Source organism: Rhizobium sp. BK456 (assembly GCF_014194045.1).
Lineage (GTDB): Bacteria > Pseudomonadota > Alphaproteobacteria > Rhizobiales > Rhizobiaceae > Rhizobium > Rhizobium redzepovicii.
This window is the reverse complement of the sequence record NZ_JACIAO010000020.1, coordinates 31,428-49,505: the sequence shown is the minus strand read 5'-3', so window position 1 is coordinate 49,505 and position 18,078 is coordinate 31,428. Positions and strand designations below refer to the sequence as shown.

The window sequence follows — 18,078 nt, the reverse complement described above, 5'->3', positions numbered from 1 at the left end:
CAACAAGGACGAGGAGGCGCCGATCTTCCAGGTCGCCGACTACGGCCTCGTCGCCGATCTGTTCGAAGCCCTGCCGGAACTGGAAAAGGCGCTCTGAATAGAGCGGCGGCATTAGAGCCGCTCCTCATGATGGATGGGGTCAGCCCGGGTTTCGCTCGGATGATTTTCCCCGAAGCACGGTCATCTGTTCGTGCTGCACCTCGTTCGCATCATTCAGTACCGCGCGCCAAAGCCTGTTGCCGAGCCGAAGCGACACCCGTTTGGTACCCTCGTGTTCAGCCGTGCCGATTTCCACGGTGCTGATGAGTGAGCCATGTCGCATGTGACGGCGGAGATCGGCCAGGGACAGCCCGAACCGTTCCGCGAGTTCGGATGAGTCCAGGATAAAATCCCCATTCGGATCGCGCTCGATCAACACCGGCTCATTCCTCCCTCTGCTTGACAATCCACGACCAAAGTTCAGGCCACCGCCGAGATCGGAGCGCTGTCGTTCGGCAGCAGCCGCGCCACTGCGCTGAGGAGATCGGTCTGCGATATCAGGCCGAGAATCCGGTAATCGTCATCGACAATGATGACGGCATGCGTGCGCCCGTCCGTCAGAATGGGAAGCAGCGACAGGGCCGGGTCCGAAGGCCTTGCCACCGCCGGTTTTGAAATTGCGCCGGCGATCGTATCGATGCTGGTCGACAATTCCCGCAAGCCGACGCTGCCGATCAGGCGGCCCTCCGGGTCCTTTACCGGCAGCGTGCGGATATTGTGCTTCAAAAGCAGGTGCCGTGCGGCATCCGGTTCCGCAGCTTCGCCGACGGCGATCACGTCGCGCGACATGATATCGGCGCAGCTGATCTTGCCGTTTGAGCGGATTGCCGCCTGCAGCTCGACCTGCTGCAGCAGCCGGCCGAGATCGGCGCGATCGATATCGAAGGTTTCGTCGAGCGCTGCAAGGGCCGCATCGACATCCTCCTCACGAAAACCCACCCGCACGGCGGACGGCAGGTCGATCGTGCGATGGGTGTTCTCAGCGGGTTTTGGAACGACATGCGGATAGTTCCGCCGGGAAAGCTTGTGGAACAGCAGGCCGAGACCGACAAGAAGGCAGGAATTCAGGGCGACCGGCACGAAGGGAAAGAGGAAACCCCAGCCGGCGACGACGGGGCCGCCGAGAACGGCGGTCAGCGCCGCAGCACCTCCCGGCGGATGAAGGCAGCGCGTGAAAGACATGGCGCCGATAGCAAGCGACACGCCGACGCCGGTCGCGATGATCGGATCGCGGATGAAATAGGCGGCAATGATTCCCATCAGGGCGGAAATGGTATTGCCGCCGATGATCGACCACGGCTGCGCAAGCGGGCTCGCGGGCACCGCGAAAAGAAGCACCGCCGATGCCCCCATCGGCGCGACGATCAGGGGAAGGTGCGGCCCCTGCCCGAAGAGATAGCCGCTGATGACGCCGGTAAGGCCGATGGCCAGCAAAGCGCCGAGACATGCGATCAGCCGCTCGCGTAAGGTCGCGCCGGCCAGAATCGGTGAAAACAGACGGAAGCGACGGAAGCGGCTCGGTCCCACCTTCGGGGAAACGGGGTGCTGCATGACAAGACCAATGTTGAGCGAGGATTATCTGGCGGACTGAGGGAAGGCATGAAGGCTAGTTTGTGGCAAGCCTGATATCCCTGCCTTTTGTCGCGCTGAGGACTTCGTGGAAGGCGTTAAAGGCGCTGGGGCGATCGTTCTTGCGGTAGACCAGCAGCGTCTCGACAGGTCCCAGTTGATGGGTCTGGACGGATGTCGGCCAGGGCATGAGGTCGAGAACGGATCTCGGTATGACGCCGGCGGTGTTGCCGGTCGCGACGCTCGCCAGTATCGCATGGTAGGAGCCATGCTCGCTCGTCGGCATGGCGGTCGATTTGCGCGCCCAGTTTTCGGCGATCCGGCGATAGGTGCAGCCAGGCTCCAAAGCGGCAATCGACCCGACACGCAGGTCGGCAGCGGATTTGACGGCGGGATGCCCTGATGGCAGCACGATCAACAGGTCCTCGACAAAGACCGGTTCCATCGCCAGCGCCTTGAGCTCGGCCTCGAAACTCAACTCTTCCCCGCGCATCGCCTTCGGCGGGCGGGCAATCAGCGCACAATCCAGTGCATCGGCCACGACGGCGCGGGCGAGATCGCGGGATGCGCCCATCGTCAGATGAAGCGACACATCAGGCCACATCCGGTTGAATTGCGTCAGCACCGCGGGCAGCCGGCTCGCCGCCGTGCTTTCCATGGTGCCGACGCGCAATGTTCCCGACGGGGCGAGAGGCCGCACGGCCTGGCGCGCTTCGAGTGCAAGCGCCATCAGCCGGTTGGCGTAGGCCAGGAACGTCTGCCCCTCCCGCGTCAACGTCATCTTCTTGCCGTCACGGCTGAACAGGGAAACACCGAGATCGTCCTCCAGCTGCCGGATGCGCGTCGTCACATTCGACGGCACCCGACCGACCGCCTTGGCAGCCTTGGTAACGCTGCGATCGCCGGCGACCGCGCGGAATATTTCGAGCGACGAAAGGTCCAATGAAAGATCTCGTTTCCAGAATTATGGAGAAAGATAATTCTCCATACAAAAATCATCGCCGCCACTCAAGTCGTATTGCGATATAATTTGCCGGCGCAAGCGAAGAGGGAACAGTTGCCGAAAAAAACAACGCGGCGCCGAGGAAATAGCCACGGGCGGCCGATATTGCCGCCACTTGGCGGGAATTGCGGTGTTTGCAGCTGGCACGGGGTTTGCATCGGCAATTCCATCTGCAGATCGATCGGCGACGACCCCATGGCGCATCTTGTCTTGACCTGTCTTCTTCTCAGCATCGCTTCCGGCCTGAGCATGCGACGCTTTCTCCTGCCCTATCTCCCGGGAGGCGATCTCGCCGAGAAGTCCGCGCCCGTGACGATCGTCGCAAGCGCCGTTTTTCTGGGGGCGCTGGCCTTTACCGTCTCCGATCAGAATCTCTGGGCGACATCCGCCATCCTGTCGCTCGGCCTGCTGCTGGCAGCCATGTTCGACGATGCCCGACCCAAACTGACGATCGCCCTCTCCGCCATCAGCCTGGCGGTCTATCTCGGCTTTCGTTCGATCAACTGAGCCATTCGGTTTTTCCAGGCGACGATCGAATACTCGCCTATTTGGCGATATCGAAGCCTCTGTCGAGATGCTGCATCCAAAGACGAAAATCATTCGTGAGCAGCGCCACATCATACCGCCACTCCGCCCGCAAAAGCTCCCAGCGGCCTGCGTCTCCACTATCAAGCAAGGCATGAACCCTCTGCCTGAGATTTTCAAACGCCTCATCGGCGGGATAAAGCAGGGCGGTGCAATACGGGATGCCATCGGATTTCCATGAAGCTCACTCCTCAACGATCGGCGCTCTTTGAATATATCGTATTACGATATACATTGACAGCCATGAACGCGCCGCGATACAGTCAAGCAATTTTCACCCAGCGCGGGAAAACAATCTCTATTGAAGAATGATATTTCATTGTTATTCTTCACTGAGGAATAAATCCGCTGATGGGATCAGGGGCCCATCTAACGAGAAGAAACGTTCCGTGAGCGGCGACAGCAGCAACTTTCACGGCCTGCTTTTCGATCTCATGAACGCCTCCAAGCATGCGGAGTTGAACAATGACCATGGAGAGCAAACAGGCCGGCAAGATCTGGTCTGAATGGTACGCCTGGCATCCGGTCTTGCCGATCGACGACACCGTGTTCTGGCTCGAGACCGTCTACCGGCGGCAATCCCCGGACGGTCTTTGGCAATACCGCTCGTTCCGCCCCGAATCCGAACGCCGGCAGGCTCAGGCCTCCACGCCCGTCTATCCCGGCGCTTGAATCCGACCGACCGCCGATGAATCCCGCTCAATCGATTTCCGTCGATCCAGATCGCTCGAGAGAATGCACTGGCGATGCCGGCGCAAACCCAACAATCGACCAAATCCCGGCCGCTTTCGGCAAATAAAGTCGGAGCCTTCCTCTACAGTCATTCCGGCACGGCGCAACCCGCAGAGCAAGAATGTGCTGATCAGCCGGTGAGAGGACCTGCCATGAAGACTTACAAGATCGCCCTTCTCCCAGGAGACGGTATCGGCCGCGACGTCACTGAGGCAGCCAAGGCCGTGCTCGAAAAGGCGGCTGCGCGGAACGGATTCTCGCTTGTGACGACAAGCTATCCCTGGTCCTGCGACTACTATCTGGAGAACGGCAGCATGATGCCTGGCAATGGCATCGAAACGCTGCGCTCGTTCGATGCCATTCTGCTCGGCGCCGTCGGGTGGCCTCGCAAAGTGCCCGATTCCGTGTCGCTGCACGGGCTTCTGCTGCCGATCCGCAAGGCTTTCGTGCAATATGCCAATATCCGCCCGCACCGGCTGCTGCCGGGTGTGCAGGGACCGTTGCGGTCGGAGAACTTCGACATCCTCTGCATTCGTGAAAATACCGAAGGCGAATATTCCGGCGCCGGCGGCCGCGTCCATCAGGGGACCGACAGCGAGGTGGCCGTGGAGACCTCGATCTTCACCCGCAAGGGCGTCGAGCGTATCCTGCGTTTCGGCTTCGAACAAGCGCGGGCGCGGGGCGGCAAGCTTGCCTCGGTCACAAAGTCCAACGCGCAGAGATATTCGATGGTTTTCTGGGACGAGACCACCGAAAGGCTTTCCGCTGAATATCCCGATGTCGAGGTGAGCAGCTATCATATCGACGCCATGGCCGCCCGCATGGTCATGGCGCCTGAGAGCCTCGATGTGGTCGTCGCTTCCAACCTGTTCGGCGACATCCTGACAGACCTTGGCGCCGCCATCCAGGGCGGGCTCGGCTTTGCAGCCTCCGCCAACATCAATCCCGATCGCTCGGCGCCGTCGATGTTCGAGCCCGTCCACGGTTCCGCGCCGGATATCGCCCATCTCGGCATCGCCAATCCGATCGCCGCCATCTGGTCGGGCGCGATGATGCTGGAGCACCTGGGAGAAACGGGCGCCGCCGGCAAGGTGATGGCCGCAATCGAGGCAACGACTGCACGCGGCATCGGTGCAAGTCCCGGCAGGGACAAGACGGACGCAATCACGGCATCGGTGATTTCGGCGCTCGATTAGGACAAGATGCGGACGAAGTGAGCGGATTGGGTCGCCCGACCTGAATCCGGTTTGGGCCGTTCAATGGTCGTCGTGATCGTGATGCGAAGGAAGGTCGAGGCCGAACGTGTCGACCAAATCTGCCACCTGTCCCGGGCTGAGATAACGGGGATTGAGGTTGCGCAGCAGCAGATAGAGCTTTGCCGTTTCCTCCAGTTCCTCGGTCGCAAAGACCGCCGCTTCCAGGCTATCGCCGGCAACGACGGGTCCGTGATTGGCCAGAAGCACCGACGAATACTTGCCTGCCAGCCCGCGGATGGCGTCGGCCACCGCCGGATCGCCGGGACGATAATAGGGCACCAGAGCGGTTTCGCCGGCGCGCATGAGATAATAGGGGGTCATCGGCGGCAAGGCGGCGCGCGGATCGATCTCCGGCAGCATGGTCAGCGCCACCGCGTGCGTGGAGTGAAGGTGGACGATGGCGCGGGCGCTGCCGCGTGTGTCGTAGAGGGCGGTATGCAGCGGAATTTCCTTGGTCGGCTTGTCGCCGGAGAGCAGCCGGCCTTCGGCATCGAGCCTGGAGAGCCGTGCCGGATCGAGAAAACCGAGCGAGGCGTTGGTCGGCGTCACCAGCCAGCCGCCATCATCGAGCCGCAACGATATGTTGCCCGACGAACCGGGCGTCAGCCCGCGCTCAAACAGCGAGCGGCCGTATCGGCAAATTTCTTCACGCTGGCGCGCGTCGGACATGACATTTCCTCCAAGATTACGCGGTTGCGCCTTCGATCAGCTCAAAACCGAGATCGACGGCCTGGGGCGGCGCGTTGGCGACGACCAGCTGCGCGGCGATCTGTCCGGTCGACACACGCGGCGTTCGGATGGTCGACAAGGGCTGCGGCATCGCCCGGCCGATATCGAGGCCGTTATAGCCGAAAATGGCAAGCTTCGAAGGGATAGCGATCCCCTCGGCCAGACAGTGAAAATAGCCGCCGAGCGCCATATCGTCATTGGAGAAATAAACCGCATCGAGATCCCTCGTCCGGGCAAGCAGCCGCTCCAGCCCCAGCCTGCCGTTTTCCACCGACGAAGCGCCGGCGAGTATTTCGCGCGCGACGAGAGGCACGCCGCCGGCCTCCAGCGTTTCGCAAAAGCTTGAAAACCGCTTGCCGGCGCGGGTGTCACGATTGAGATCGTGACCGACATAGCCGATCCGGCGATAGCCCCGCTTCAGCAGAAAGCCAGCGCTCTCCCGCCCGGCCGCGCGGTTCGAGAAGCCGACCGCGATATCGAGTGCATCTCCGTCGAGATCGAGCAGTTCCACGACCCGGCATCCGCTGGCGCGCAGCATCTTCACTGTCCCGTCGGTATGTTCGTATCCCGCCAGCATGACCGCCGCCGGCCGCCAGGCGAGCATCGCAGCGGCAAGCGCCTCCTCCTTACCCGGATCATAGTCGGTGACGGAGAATACCGCCTGGTACCGGTTCTCCTCCAGGACGGCGCTGGCGCCGCGCAGCACATCGGGGAAGACGATGTTGGACAGCGAGGGGATGACAAAGGCGACCAGGCGCGAGCCGGTGGAGGCCAGCGTCCCGGCGATCCGGTTCGGCACATAGCCCAGCCGCTCAACCGCAGCCATCACCCGCTCCCGCGTCTTGCCGGAAAACGAGCCGTGATTGCGCAGCACGCGCGACACCGTGCTCTCGCCAACACCGGCTGCCTCCGCAACCTCGGCAAGCGTCACCGTCACCTGCGGTTTGAATTCCATCGTATGTCCGAACCCAAGCTCTATTGGAATGGTCTGCCGGTATGTCCGCCGGCAACCGCCGCGCTGCCACCATTTTTCACCGCTCCCATAAAGAAGCAAGGATTTTTTGGCAGCGCTACCAATTTGCTGTTGGCAGCGCTGCCAAAATGGATTAGTAAGAATGGCAGCGCTGCCAAAAATGGCTTGGCGTGCTGCGGGAGGACCGACAGGAGACCGCGGCAACAACAGGAGGAGAAAATCATGACTCTGCAGACACAGGCGCCGCCCGTTGGCGCACTTCCCGCACGGACGGCGGAAGACCGCGCCTATGCCAAGGTGTTCTGGCGCATCGTGCCGTTTTTAATGTTGTGCTACGTGGTTGCCTATCTCGACCGCGTCAATGTCGGCTTCGCCAAACTGCAGATGTCGAGCGAACTCGGCCTCTCGGAAGCTGCCTATGGCATCGGCGCCGGCATTTTCTTCATCGGCTATTTTCTGTTCGAGGTGCCGAGCAACGTCATCATGAACAGGGTTGGCGCCCGGATGTGGATTGCCCGCATCATGGTCACCTGGGGCATCATTTCCGCCGCCTTCATGTTCACCTCATCGGAAACGGTCTTCTATGTGCTGCGCTTCCTACTGGGCGTTGCCGAAGCCGGATTTTTTCCCGGCATCATTCTCTATCTCACAGCGTGGTATCCGGCCGATCGCCGCGCCAGGATCATCACGACCTTCATGTCCGCGATCCCGATATCCGCCATTTTCGGCAATCCGCTTTCGGGTCTCCTGATGGACAGTTTCCATGGCACGCACGGCCTTTCCGGCTGGCAATGGATGTTCCTGATCGAAGCCGTTCCGGCCATTCTTTTCGGCGTCGCGACCTTCTTCTATCTTGATGATACGATCCATGACGCGAAATGGCTGAACGATGAGGAAAAGCGCGTGCTGACGGCCAACATCGAAGCGGAGAACCGGGTCAAGACAACCAGCCCGCACAGCATTGCCGCAACGCTGACCGACCGCCGCGTCTGGCTGATGTGCCTGATCTATTTCTGCTTCGTGCTCGGGCAATACGGCCTGAATTTCTGGATGCCTTCAATCGTGAAAGCCTCAGGCGTCAGCGGAAACCTCAATATCGGCCTGATTTCCGCGATTCCCTATATCTGCACATTCGTCGTCATGCTGGCCCTCGGGCGCTCGGCCGACAGGCTGCGCGAACGCCGGTGGCACCTAGTCGTCCCGGCCGTCGTCGCCGCCGGTGGTTTTGTCGCGGCGACGATAGCGACCAGCACGACGATCTCGATTGTCTGCCTTTCGCTCGCCGCCGCAGGCGCCATCAGTTGCGCCCCGCTCTTCTGGTCGCTCCCGACAGCTTTTCTTGCCGGCACGGGTGCAGCGGCCGGCATCGCCTGGATCAACTCGGTCGGCAACCTTGCCGGCTTCCTAGGGCCATTTCTGGTAGGCTATCTGAAGGACTTCACCGGCACCAACAGCGCCGGCATGTATCTGCTGGCGGCTGCGTTGATCATCGGCTCGCTCGCCGTGTTGACGGTTCCCGCCAAAACCGTCAATCGCTGAACGCGCGCATCCCCCGAAAATCGGAATCGATTTTCGCAAAGGATTATGCGCAAATTCAAAATGTTAGAGCGTCCTTAGCGTGTCTTATGGACGCACGGCGCTCTAAGGCCCCTCCGGGACTGCACCCGGAGGGCACAGAGTTTTTCTCACGAGACCGGAGAACCTCCTGATGTCACCACTTGCTGAAAATCCAGGCCCTGTCGTCGTCGCGGCCGTCATCGGTCTCGGTTCCATGGGGCTGGGGATGGCCCGGTCGATGAAGCGCGCCGGGCTCGATGTCGTCGGATATGACATCACGCCGGCGGCGGTGGATCGCTTCATCGCCGACGGCGGACGTGGGGCGGCGACCCCAGTCGGCGCCGCGAAGGACGCCGACATCGTCGTCTCCGTCGTCGTCAACGGCGCCCAGACCGAAGCCGTGTTGTTCGGGCCGAAAGGCGTCGCGAACACGATGAAGCCCGGGGCCGTCTTCATCTCCTCGGCCACCATGGATCCCGCCGTTGCCCGCGATCTGGCACGAAGGGTACAAGCTCTCGGCCTGCATTATCTCGACGCGCCGATTTCAGGTGGCGCAGCCAAGGCTGCGCTGGGCGAGCTGACGATCATGGCGTCCGGCTCCAGACAGGCTTTCGACGCCGCCCGTCCGGGTCTCGACGCCATGGCCGGCAAGGTCTACGAGCTCGGCGACGCCGCCGGGGCAGGCGCGGCCTTCAAGATGATCAACCAGCTTCTCGCCGGCGTGCACATCGCCGCCGCCTGCGAGGCCATAACATTTGCTGCCAAGCAGGGCCTCGACCTCGACAAAGTCTATGAGGTGATCACCGCCTCAGCCGGCAATTCGTGGATGTTCGAAAACCGCGTGCCGCATGTGCTGGCCGGAGACTATACGCCGCTCAGCAGCATCGAGATTTTCGTCAAGGATCTCGGTATCGTCCAGGACATGGCCCGATCCGAGCGTTATCCGGTGCCGCTCGCGGCGGCGGCGCTGCAAATGTATCTGGCCGCCGCCGGCGCCGGCATGGGCCGTGATGACGATTCCTCGCTCGCACGGCTCTATGCCCAGCTTTCCGGGGCGGAATTGCCCGGTTCCAACAAAGGGGAACGCTAGCCATGCCGGTTTTCGCCGCCAACCTGACGATGATGTTCAACGAATGGGCATTCCTCGACCGCTTCGACGCCGCAGCCGATGCCGGCTTTGCCGCCGTCGAATACCTCTTTCCCTACGAAGCTGCGCCGGAGGCAATCGCCGAACGGCTTGCCCGCAACAATCTGCAGCAGGCCTTGTTCAACCTGCCGCCGGGCGACTGGGCGGCAGGCGAGCGCGGCATCGCAGCCCTTCCCGGACGGTTCGATGCGCTGAAGGCCGATGTCGAACGGGCACTCGACTATGCGGCGGCGACCGGCGTCAAGCGGTTGCACCTGATGGCGGGCATCGCCGACCCTCATGATGAAGCCGCCGCCGCCTCTTATCGGCGCTCCGTTACTTATGCTGCCGGGCGGCTTGCGGACAAAGACATCGATCTCGTGCTCGAGCCGATCAACGGCCGAAACATGCCAGGCTATTTCCTCAAGGACTTCGGCGCCGCCGAAACGCTGATTGCCGAATCCGGCCTGCCCAACCTGAAACTCCAGTTCGACATCTATCATCGCCAGATCATCCATGGCGACGTCACAATAGCGTTGCGGCGCCTGCTGCCGATTACCGGCCATATCCAGATCGCCAGCGTGCCCTCCCGCAACGAGCCGGACGGGGAAGAACTGAACTACCCCTACCTTTTCGGCGAAATCGACCGCCTGGGTTACGACGGGTTCATCGGCTGCGAATACATCCCGCGCGGCCATACACTGGACGGCCTCGGCTGGTTCAGATCTTTTGCACGGAGCTAGACAATGGCCATTTTGCTCGGATCAATCGCCGACGACTATACGGGCGCGTCCGACCTCGCCAATACGCTGACGAAGAACGGGCTGCGCACGGTGCAGACGGTCGGCATCCCCGATCCGTCGCTCGCTCTGCCTGACGTCGACGCCGTCGTCGTTTCCCTGAAGATCCGCTCCGTCCCGGCTTCGGACGCGGTGACTGCCGCAACCAGCGCCGAACGATGGCTGCGCCGGCGCGGCGCGAGCCACGTGCTCTACAAGATCTGTTCGACCTTCGATTCCACCGATGCCGGCAATATCGGACCCGTCACCGAGGCATTGAGACACGCTGCGGGCGGCGGCATCGTGCTGGTCACGCCAGCCTTCCCGGAAGCAGGTCGCACCGTCTATCTTGGCCATCTTTTCGTCGGCGGACAGCCGTTGAACGAAAGCCCGCTCAAGGACCACCCCCTCAACCCGATGCACGACGCCGATCTCGTGCGGGTTCTCACCCGGCAATCGCATGGTGCTGTCGGGCTGATCGATCTCACCGCCATCGCGGCCGGACCTTGCGCCGTCAAAGCGAGGCTCGAGGCCCTGCGCGCGGCCGGCGTTACCGCTGCCATCGCCGATGCGATTTTCGAGCGGGATCTTGAAACGCTCGGCGAGATCGCATTGGAAACACCGGTATCCACCGGCGCATCCGGGCTCGGTCTCGGCCTTGCCCGCGCGTTGGTCCGCTCCGGTCGGATATCGTCCGGCGGAGCGGCGCCGGCAGACGTCATTCGCCCGGTCGGCGGGCTTTCCGCGATCGTTGCCGGCAGTTGCTCCAAGGCAACGTTGCGCCAACTCGAGGTCGCCGAACGGTCGATGCCGGTCCTGCGGCTCGATCCGGAACGGCTGCTTGCCGGCCCGGATGAGATCGCCGCGGCGATTTCCTGGGCTGGAGACCGCATCGCCGCCGGCCCCATCGTGGTCGCCGCAAGCGCCGCACCCGAAACCGTGGCCCGGCTGCAATCCCTTTACGGACGGGACGCATCCGGCCATGCGATCGAGACCGCAACCTCGATCATCGCAGCCGAACTGGTGGCAAGAGGCGTCCGGCGCCTCGTGGTTGCAGGCGGAGAAACGTCGGGCGCAGCGGTCGACAGGCTTGCCATTCCAGCATTTCTGATCGGGCCCGAGATTGCGGCCGGCGTGCCGGTGCTGCGCACGGTCGGCAATGCCCAGGGCGACATGCTTCTGGCTTTGAAGTCAGGCAACTTCGGAGGTGAGGATTTCTTTGCGGCAGCGCTGGCGATGATGCACTGACCTATCTCCGGTCTGGCGGAAGTACCGGCGGAAACGGCACCCGCCGGCACCGCCGATTCCCCCGCCAGCACGGCGCTTGAACACGCTGCCTTTGGCCTCGTCATTCCCCGCCTTCGACGATGGCGTCCTTGCCATGCGCTGCCGCGCGCAGCCCGAAACGGCAGACATGATCATCGAGCGCACGGGCGCCGGCCAAGAACAAACCATGAACTACGACGACCGGCGCGTGGGCGATGCAAGCCTCAGAATATCGCGAAACGGTCAGATTCGGTATTTTGTGCCGCCATATGACGCCTTTCAGGAGAATCCGGCGCGGTGCAGGTGACACACTACGATCACTGAAGGGCTCGGATCCCGGCAAATGCGAGGCCTTGCACAGAAGAGCGGGACAACGATCTCGCCCGCGGGAACAGAATATTCTTCTTCGAGACACCATGCTCCCACTGGGAGCCGAACACTGGGGAATTCACGTGAGCAAGAGCCTTCCGGAATTCAAATATATGACATTCGATGTCGTCGGCACGCTCATCGACTTCGAGAGCGGCCTCAAGACCTGCATCGGCGATATCGCCGCCGAGGCGGGAACGACCGTCGACGGCGAGCAGGCGCTGACCCTCTACCGTGCAGCCCGCTATGCCGAGGATGCCGATCTCTTTCCCGACGACCTCGTGCGCGTCTACCTGGCGATCGCGCCGAAGCTCGGCCTGCCCACTGAGCAAAAATATGGCGAACAGCTGCGGGATTCGGCCAAGGGCTGGAAGGGTTTTGCAGACAGCGCCGCAGCGCTGGCCAGTCTTGCGAAGGATTACCGCCTCGTTGCGATGACCAACGCCCGCCGCTGGGCATTCGATTTCTTCGAGAAAGAGCTCGGCAATCCCTTTTATGCCGCCTTCACGGCGGATGATACGGGCACCGAGAAACCCGATCCCGCATTCTTCGAGAAGGTATTCGCCTACGTCGTCTCGCAAGGACATTCGAAGGACGACATCCTGCATGTCGCCCAGAGCCAATACCACGATATCGGCATTTCCAGGAAACTCGGGCTGACCAATTGCTGGATCGAGCGGCGACATGCTGAGAAGGGTTACGGCGGCACGATCGAACCGGCCGAGTTCACCAAACCCGATTACCATTTCACCTCCATGGCCGGCCTTGCCGATGCCGTGGCCGCCGCGCGCGCCTGACTTTGAAAGCAGATCGGACCTGCCCGGAACGGGCAGCCCGCCACACAAGAAAAGGGGAATGAGATGAACGACAAAATCACCAATTGGACCAGATCCGACGACGCCATGGTCGAAAGCGCCATCCGCCGTGGCGCCACCCGTCGCGAGTTGCTGCATATGATGCTTGCGGGCGGCGTGGCCATGTCGGCCGGCGGGCTCGTGCTTGGCCGCGCCGGCAAGGCGCTCGCCGTCACGCCCGTTTCCGGCGGCTCGCTCAAGGCGGCCGGCTGGTCGTCCTCCACGGCCGATACGCTCGACCCCGCCAAGGCGTCGCTGTCCACCGACTATGTCCGGTGCTGCTCCTTCTATAACCGCCTCACCTTCCTCGACAAATCAGGCACGCCGCAGATGGAGCTTGCCGAAGTGATCGAGTCCAAGGATGCGAAGACCTGGACGGTCAAGCTGAAGAACGGCGTTACCTTCCATGACGGCAAGCCGCTGACATCAGACGACGTGGTCTTCTCGCTGAAGCGCCATCTCGACCCGTCCGTCGGCTCGAAGGTCGCAAAAATCGCCGCCCAGATGACCGGCTTCAAGGCGGTCGACAAACAGACCGTCGAGATCACGCTCGCCAGCCCGAACGCCGACCTGCCGACCATCCTGTCGATGCATCACTTCATGATCGTTTCCGACGGCACGACCGATTTCACCAAGGCCAACGGCACCGGCGCATTCGTCAAGGAAGTCTTCGAGCCGGGCGTTCGCTCGGTCGGGATCAAGAACAAGAATTATTGGAAATCCGGCCCGAACGTCGATTCCTTCGAATATTTCGCGATCAGCGACGACAATGCCCGTGTAAACGCACTGCTTGCGGGCGACATCCATCTTGCAGCCACGATCAATCCGCGCTCTATGCGCCTCGTCGAGGCCCAGGGCGACGGCTTCACCTTGTCTAAGACGACGTCCGGCAACTATACCAATCTCAACATGCGACTGGATATGGAGCCCGGCAATAAGCGGGACTTCATCGAGGGCATGAAGTATCTCGTCAACCGCGAACAGATCGTCAAATCGGCGCTACGCGGTCTCGGTGAAGTCGGCAACGATCAACCCGTTTCACCGGCGAACTTCTATCATGACGCAGAGCTGAAAGCGCGAGCCTTCGATCCTGAGAAGGCGAAGTTCCACTTCGACAAGGCCGGCGTGCTTGGCCAATCCATCCCGATCATCGCTTCCGATGCGGCGAGCTCGTCGATCGACATGGCCATGATCATCCAGGCGGCCGGCGCCGAAATCGGCATGAAGCTCGATGTGCAGCGAGTGCCATCCGATGGTTATTGGGACAATTACTGGCTCAAGGCGCCGATCCATTTCGGCAATATCAACCCGCGGCCGACCCCGGATATCCTCTTCTCCCTGCTCTACACCTCGGACGCTCCGTGGAACGAAAGCCACTACAAGTCGGAGAAGTTCGACAAGATGCTGATCGAGGCGCGTGGCTCTCTCGATCAAGACAAGCGCAAGACAATCTACAACGAGATGCAGGGCATGGTCGCCCAGGAAGCCGGCACTATCATTCCGGCCTATATCTCGAACGTCGATGCCACGACTGCCAAGCTCAAGGGCCTGGAAGCCAACCCGCTCGGCGGCCAGATGGGATACGCTTTCGCGGAATATGTCTGGCTTGAAGCCTGATTAAGCAAAGGAGACTGGGGCAGCAGCCGCGCCCCAGTTCCTCCATCTGCATTGATGGAACTCAACTCGAACGCAAAGGGAAGACGCCCGTGAACCGCCAGGTCTTATCCCTTGTACTGAGCAGATTGTTCGTCGCCGTGATAACTCTGGTGATCGTCTCCTTCGCCGTCTTCTTCGCGACAACGCTGTTGCCTGGAGATACGGCGACGATCCTGCTCGGCCAAGCCGCCACGCCAGAAGCCGTCGAGGGCCTGCGCAAGGCCATGCATCTCGACGAGCCGGCGCTCTTTCGTTTCCTGCGCTGGTTAGTCGGGCTGCTGCAGGGCGACCTCGGCACGTCCTATGCCAACAACATGCCGATCGCCGCTCTCATCGCCGGGCGCTTCGTCAACACGCTGAAACTTGCCGGCGTCACCGCGCTTTTCTCAGTGCCGATCGCGCTCACGCTCGGGATCACTGCGGCGATGTTGCGCGGCACCCTTTACGATCGGATTGTCACGGTGATCACGATCGGCGTCATCTCCGTGCCGGAGTTCATGGTCGCGACCTCCGCCGCGCTCATCTTCGCCGTCTATCTGAAATGGCTGCCGGCGCTGTCTTTCGCCAATGAGGTCCATAGTATGACCGACCTGTTGCGCGTCTATGCCATGCCGGTGATCACCCTCACCTTTGTTGTCTCGGCCCAGATGATCCGCATGACGCGCGCAGCTGTTATCGAGACGCTCAACACACCCTATGTCGAGATGGCATTGCTCAAAGGCGCCTCCCGGCCGCGCATCGTGTTTCGCCATGCACTGCCGAATGCGCTTGGCCCGATCGTCAATGCCGTTGCGCTTTCGCTGTCCTATCTGCTCGGAGGCGTGATCATCGTCGAGACCATTTTCAACTATCCCGGTATCGCCAAGCTGATGCTGGATGCCGTCGCCACCCGCGATCTGCCGCTAATCCAGAGCTGCGCGATGATCTTCTGCCTGGGCTACCTGCTGCTGATCACCATCGCGGATATCATCGCCATCCTTTCCAATCCGAGGCTCCGATGACCATGACCAGTTCCGAAACCACCTCCGGCCGGCTGTCCGGGACCCGGTTTGGCTATCGCTTCAACATCGTCGGCGCGATCGGCTTCACTGTGATCCTCTCCTGGGCGCTCGTCGCGATCTTCGCGCCGTTGATCATCCCCTATCCCGTCGGCGAAATTGTCGATCTCGACTATTTCGGCCCGATGAGCCGGGAACTCTGGCTCGGCTCCGATTATCTCGGCCGCGACATGCTCTCGCGGATTCTGATGGGCGCGCGGTACACGGTCGGCATCTCGCTGGCGGCGGTAACGATCGCCTGCTTCAGCGGCGTCGTGCTCGGCATGATCGCAGCGGTCGCCGGCGGCTGGCTGGACACGATCCTCAGCCGCTTCCTCGACGCCCTCAATTCCATCCCGAGCAAGCTGTTCGGTCTGGTCGTGGTCGCCGCCGTCGGCTCCTCGATCCCGGTTCTGGTCCTGACACTGTCGGTGATCTACATTCCCGGCGCCTACCGCTTCGCCCGGGCGCTGGCCGTCAACATCAATGCGATGGATTTCATCACGGTCGCGCGCATCCGCGGCGAAAGCACCCTCTATCTCATTCGCTCGGAAATTCTGCCCAACATCGTCGGGCCGGTGCTCGCCGACCTCGGGATCCGCTTCGTCTTCATCGTTCTGCTCCTTTCCGGGCTTTCCTTCCTGGGCCTTGGCGTTCAGCCCCCCTATGCCGACTGGGGTGCGCTGGTGCGCGAGAATATCGGCGGGCTGCCGTTCGGCGCGCCGGCGGTGATGTTTCCCTCACTTGCGATCGCCAGCCTGACGATCAGCGTCAACCTGCTGATAGACAACCTGCCGCAGAAGATTCGCGACCGGAGCGTGTCATGAGCAATTTCATTGAAATCCGCGACCTGAAAATCGAGGCCACCACCGATTCCGGCCGACGTGTCGAAATCATCAAGGGTGTCAGCCTCGACGTTGCCGAAGGCGAGATCATCGCGCTGATCGGCGAGAGCGGTTCGGGCAAGACGACCATCGCCCTGACCCTGATGGGCCATACCCGTGCGGGCTGCCGCATCACCGGCGGCAGTGTTTCGGTCGGCGGCAAGGACATGGTCACGCTCAGCGAGAAGCAGCGCGCCAAGGTGCGCGGCACCGAAGTCGCCTATGTCCCGCAATCAGCCGCCGCCGCCTTCAACCCGGCCACAACGATCATGGACCAGGTGATCGAAGTCACCCGTATCCATCAGCTGATGTCGCCGGAGGCTGCGCGCGCCCGGGCAGTCGAGCTCTTCCGGGCGCTGTCGCTGCCGGAGCCCGAAACGATCGGCAGCCGTTACCCGCACCAGGTTTCCGGCGGCCAGCTGCAGCGCCTGGCCGCGGCCATGGCGCTGATCGGCGACCCCACCCTCGTCATCTTCGACGAGCCGACGACGGCGCTCGACGTGACGACCCAGATCGAAGTGCTGCGCGCTTTCAAATCGGTCATGAAGAAGGGCGGCATATCAGGCGTCTATGTCTCGCACGACCTCGCCGTCGTCGCGCAGATCGCCGACCGCATCGTCGTGTTGAAAGGCGGGGAGGCCCAGGAAACCGGCACCACCAATGAAATCCTCAACAATGCGAAGCATCCCTATACCAAAGAGCTGCTCGCGGCCTATGAACCGAAATCGCGCGGCGCGGCAGCACTGGCAGCAAGTGCGACCGCGCCGCTTCTGAAGATCGAAGATCTTGTCGCGGGTTATGGACAGCGCCAGGCCGACGGCCTGCCCCTCGTTCGCGCGGTCGAGCACGTCAGCCTGAAGGTGGAGAAAGGGCGAAATCTCGGCATCATCGGCGAATCCGGGTGCGGCAAGTCAACACTCGCCCGCACCATCGCCGGCATCCTGCCGGCGGCAATCGGCAAGATCGTCTTCGACGGCACGGAGCTGCGCCGCAGCGCTCGCGAGCGTTCGCGCGACCAGTTGCGCGAGATGCAGATCGTCTTTCAATATGCCGATACCGCTCTCAACCCAGCAAAATCGGTCGAGGACATTCTCGCCAGGCCCCTGGTTTTCTACCATCGTATGGATCGGCAGGCGCGAAATGCCCGGATTGATCAACTTCTAGACATGGTGCGCCTGCCCCGCAGCCTGCGCCATCGCCGGCCGGGAGAACTCTCGGGCGGGCAGAAGCAGCGCGTCAATTTCGCCCGGGCGCTCGCCGCCGATCCGAAGCTGATCCTCTGCGACGAGATTACCTCGGCGCTCGACACGGTGGTTGCCGCCGCGGTCATCGACCTGCTCAAGGAATTGCAGCGGGAACTCGGTCTCTCCTACATCTTCATCAGCCATGACCTCTCTGTGGTAGAGGCGATCTGCGACGAGATCGTGGTGATGTATGGCGGCCGGAAGGTCGAGGAAATCACGCCCTCGACGGTGAAGGCGCCGACCCATCCCTATTCGCAGCTGCTCTTCTCCTCAGTACCGACGCTTGATCCGGCCTGGCTCGACGGTCTCCAGCAGGATCCTGAACTGGTGCGGGCGTATTGTCGGCAATGAGGGTCGCCGTCGCGATCGTTTGTCCGGCAACGTTCCACCGGAAATCAGGTAAAAACAAAATGTTAGAGA

General features: G+C 61.9%; 18 protein-coding genes and 1 pseudogene. 14 read left to right on the top strand and 5 right to left on the bottom strand.

The window, feature by feature from the left end; all coding sequences use genetic code 11:
* Positions 1-97 (top strand): annotated as a pseudogene (locus tag FHX03_RS33395) (electron transfer flavoprotein subunit alpha/FixB family protein); the annotation flags it as partial.
* A 42-nt stretch (positions 98-139) separates the two neighbouring features.
* Here FHX03_RS33395 and FHX03_RS33390 read toward each other — a convergent pair.
* The 3 genes from FHX03_RS33390 to FHX03_RS33380 are packed head-to-tail and all read right to left on the bottom strand — an operon-like array spanning position 140 to position 2,551.
* On the bottom strand, positions 140-418 hold the full coding sequence (locus tag FHX03_RS33390) for a DUF6522 family protein (RefSeq protein ID WP_183782361.1): 279 nt from the start codon (positions 416-418) through the stop codon (positions 140-142).
* A 41-nt stretch (positions 419-459) separates the two neighbouring features.
* Positions 460-1,590: an HPP family protein gene (locus FHX03_RS33385; protein ID WP_183782359.1), complete on the bottom strand. Its 1,131-nt coding sequence runs from the start codon at positions 1,588-1,590 to the stop codon at positions 460-462.
* A gap of 55 nt (positions 1,591-1,645) precedes the next feature.
* Complete coding sequence (locus FHX03_RS33380) at positions 1,646-2,551, bottom strand: LysR substrate-binding domain-containing protein (RefSeq protein ID WP_183782356.1); 906 nt, start codon at positions 2,549-2,551, stop codon at positions 1,646-1,648.
* Between the two features lie 255 nt (positions 2,552-2,806).
* Here FHX03_RS33380 and FHX03_RS33375 point away from each other — a divergent pair, with 255 nt between their 5' ends.
* The 3 genes from FHX03_RS33375 (at position 2,807) to FHX03_RS33365 (ending at position 5,124) form a co-directional block, all read left to right on the top strand.
* Positions 2,807-3,118 carry a hypothetical protein gene (locus tag FHX03_RS33375; RefSeq protein WP_131711836.1) on the top strand — a complete coding sequence of 104 codons (312 nt, stop codon included), beginning with the start codon at positions 2,807-2,809 and terminating at the stop codon, positions 3,116-3,118.
* Positions 3,119-3,667: 549 nt separating this feature from the next.
* The gene (locus tag FHX03_RS33370; protein ID WP_097629788.1) at positions 3,668-3,868 is read left to right on the top strand and encodes a hypothetical protein; all 201 of its coding nucleotides are present in this window, start codon (positions 3,668-3,670) and stop codon (positions 3,866-3,868) included.
* Between the two features lie 212 nt (positions 3,869-4,080).
* The gene (locus FHX03_RS33365; RefSeq protein WP_183782353.1) at positions 4,081-5,124 is read left to right on the top strand and encodes a tartrate dehydrogenase; all 1,044 of its coding nucleotides are present in this window, start codon (positions 4,081-4,083) and stop codon (positions 5,122-5,124) included.
* A 60-nt stretch (positions 5,125-5,184) separates the two neighbouring features.
* Here FHX03_RS33365 and FHX03_RS33360 read toward each other — a convergent pair whose 3' ends face one another.
* Both FHX03_RS33360 and FHX03_RS33355 read right to left on the bottom strand, forming a co-directional pair.
* A complete protein-coding gene (locus FHX03_RS33360; protein WP_183782351.1) occupies positions 5,185-5,853 on the bottom strand; it encodes an aldolase in 669 nt (222 codons plus the stop codon).
* A gap of 16 nt (positions 5,854-5,869) precedes the next feature.
* Positions 5,870-6,868, bottom strand: coding sequence for a LacI family DNA-binding transcriptional regulator (locus FHX03_RS33355; protein ID WP_097629779.1), 999 nt, complete (start codon positions 6,866-6,868; stop codon positions 5,870-5,872).
* A gap of 240 nt (positions 6,869-7,108) precedes the next feature.
* Here FHX03_RS33355 and FHX03_RS33350 point away from each other — a divergent pair, with 240 nt between their 5' ends.
* From FHX03_RS33350 to FHX03_RS33305, 10 genes are all read left to right on the top strand, one after another.
* A complete protein-coding gene (locus FHX03_RS33350; RefSeq protein ID WP_097629778.1) occupies positions 7,109-8,425 on the top strand; it encodes an MFS transporter in 1,317 nt (438 codons plus the stop codon).
* 169 nt (positions 8,426-8,594) lie between these two features.
* Positions 8,595-9,533 carry an L-threonate dehydrogenase gene (ltnD, locus tag FHX03_RS33345; RefSeq protein ID WP_097629777.1) on the top strand — a complete coding sequence of 313 codons (939 nt, stop codon included), beginning with the start codon at positions 8,595-8,597 and terminating at the stop codon, positions 9,531-9,533.
* Between the two features lie 2 nt (positions 9,534-9,535).
* Complete coding sequence (gene otnI, locus FHX03_RS33340; protein ID WP_097629776.1) at positions 9,536-10,312, top strand: 2-oxo-tetronate isomerase; 777 nt, start codon at positions 9,536-9,538, stop codon at positions 10,310-10,312.
* A 3-nt stretch (positions 10,313-10,315) separates the two neighbouring features.
* The gene (gene otnK / locus FHX03_RS33335; protein ID WP_097629775.1) at positions 10,316-11,596 is read left to right on the top strand and encodes a 3-oxo-tetronate kinase; all 1,281 of its coding nucleotides are present in this window, start codon (positions 10,316-10,318) and stop codon (positions 11,594-11,596) included.
* Positions 11,597-11,672: 76 nt separating this feature from the next.
* Positions 11,673-11,921, top strand: coding sequence for a hypothetical protein (locus FHX03_RS33330; protein ID WP_183857476.1), 249 nt, complete (start codon positions 11,673-11,675; stop codon positions 11,919-11,921).
* A gap of 145 nt (positions 11,922-12,066) precedes the next feature.
* Entirely contained in the window at positions 12,067-12,780 is a 714-nt protein-coding gene (locus tag FHX03_RS33325; protein WP_183857474.1) for an HAD-IA family hydrolase, read from the top strand.
* A gap of 63 nt (positions 12,781-12,843) precedes the next feature.
* A complete protein-coding gene (locus FHX03_RS33320; protein WP_183857472.1) occupies positions 12,844-14,454 on the top strand; it encodes an ABC transporter substrate-binding protein in 1,611 nt (536 codons plus the stop codon).
* 89 nt (positions 14,455-14,543) lie between these two features.
* Positions 14,544-15,494, top strand: coding sequence for an ABC transporter permease (locus FHX03_RS33315; RefSeq protein WP_183857470.1), 951 nt, complete (start codon positions 14,544-14,546; stop codon positions 15,492-15,494).
* A complete protein-coding gene (locus FHX03_RS33310) occupies positions 15,491-16,357 on the top strand; it encodes an ABC transporter permease (protein WP_097629770.1) in 867 nt (288 codons plus the stop codon). Before FHX03_RS33315 ends, FHX03_RS33310 begins: the two co-directional genes overlap by 4 nt.
* A complete protein-coding gene (locus tag FHX03_RS33305; RefSeq protein WP_183857468.1) occupies positions 16,354-18,009 on the top strand; it encodes an ABC transporter ATP-binding protein in 1,656 nt (551 codons plus the stop codon). The genes FHX03_RS33310 and FHX03_RS33305 overlap by 4 nt, the downstream gene beginning before the upstream one ends.
* Positions 18,010-18,078 lie beyond the last annotated feature (69 nt).

Bases quoted from the DNA above. Each gene is read 5' to 3' on its own strand.
- FHX03_RS33385 (WP_183782359.1), bottom strand. From the start codon at position 1,590: ATGCAGCACCCCGTTTCCCCGAAGGTGGGACCGAGCCGCTTCCGTCGC.
- FHX03_RS33375 (WP_131711836.1), top strand. From the start codon at position 2,807: ATGGCGCATCTTGTCTTGACCTGTCTTCTTCTCAGCATCGCTTCCGGC.
- FHX03_RS33370 (WP_097629788.1), top strand. From the start codon at position 3,668: ATGGAGAGCAAACAGGCCGGCAAGATCTGGTCTGAATGGTACGCCTGG.
- FHX03_RS33365 (WP_183782353.1), top strand. From the start codon at position 4,081: ATGAAGACTTACAAGATCGCCCTTCTCCCAGGAGACGGTATCGGCCGC.
- FHX03_RS33360 (WP_183782351.1), bottom strand. From the start codon at position 5,853: ATGTCCGACGCGCGCCAGCGTGAAGAAATTTGCCGATACGGCCGCTCG.
- FHX03_RS33355 (WP_097629779.1), bottom strand. From the start codon at position 6,868: ATGGAATTCAAACCGCAGGTGACGGTGACGCTTGCCGAGGTTGCGGAG.
- FHX03_RS33350 (WP_097629778.1), top strand. From the start codon at position 7,109: ATGACTCTGCAGACACAGGCGCCGCCCGTTGGCGCACTTCCCGCACGG.
- ltnD (WP_097629777.1), top strand. From the start codon at position 8,595: ATGTCACCACTTGCTGAAAATCCAGGCCCTGTCGTCGTCGCGGCCGTC.
- otnI (WP_097629776.1), top strand. From the start codon at position 9,536: ATGCCGGTTTTCGCCGCCAACCTGACGATGATGTTCAACGAATGGGCA.
- otnK (WP_097629775.1), top strand. From the start codon at position 10,316: ATGGCCATTTTGCTCGGATCAATCGCCGACGACTATACGGGCGCGTCC.
- FHX03_RS33320 (WP_183857472.1), top strand. From the start codon at position 12,844: ATGAACGACAAAATCACCAATTGGACCAGATCCGACGACGCCATGGTC.
- FHX03_RS33310 (WP_097629770.1), top strand. From the start codon at position 15,491: ATGACCATGACCAGTTCCGAAACCACCTCCGGCCGGCTGTCCGGGACC.
- FHX03_RS33305 (WP_183857468.1), top strand. From the start codon at position 16,354: ATGAGCAATTTCATTGAAATCCGCGACCTGAAAATCGAGGCCACCACC.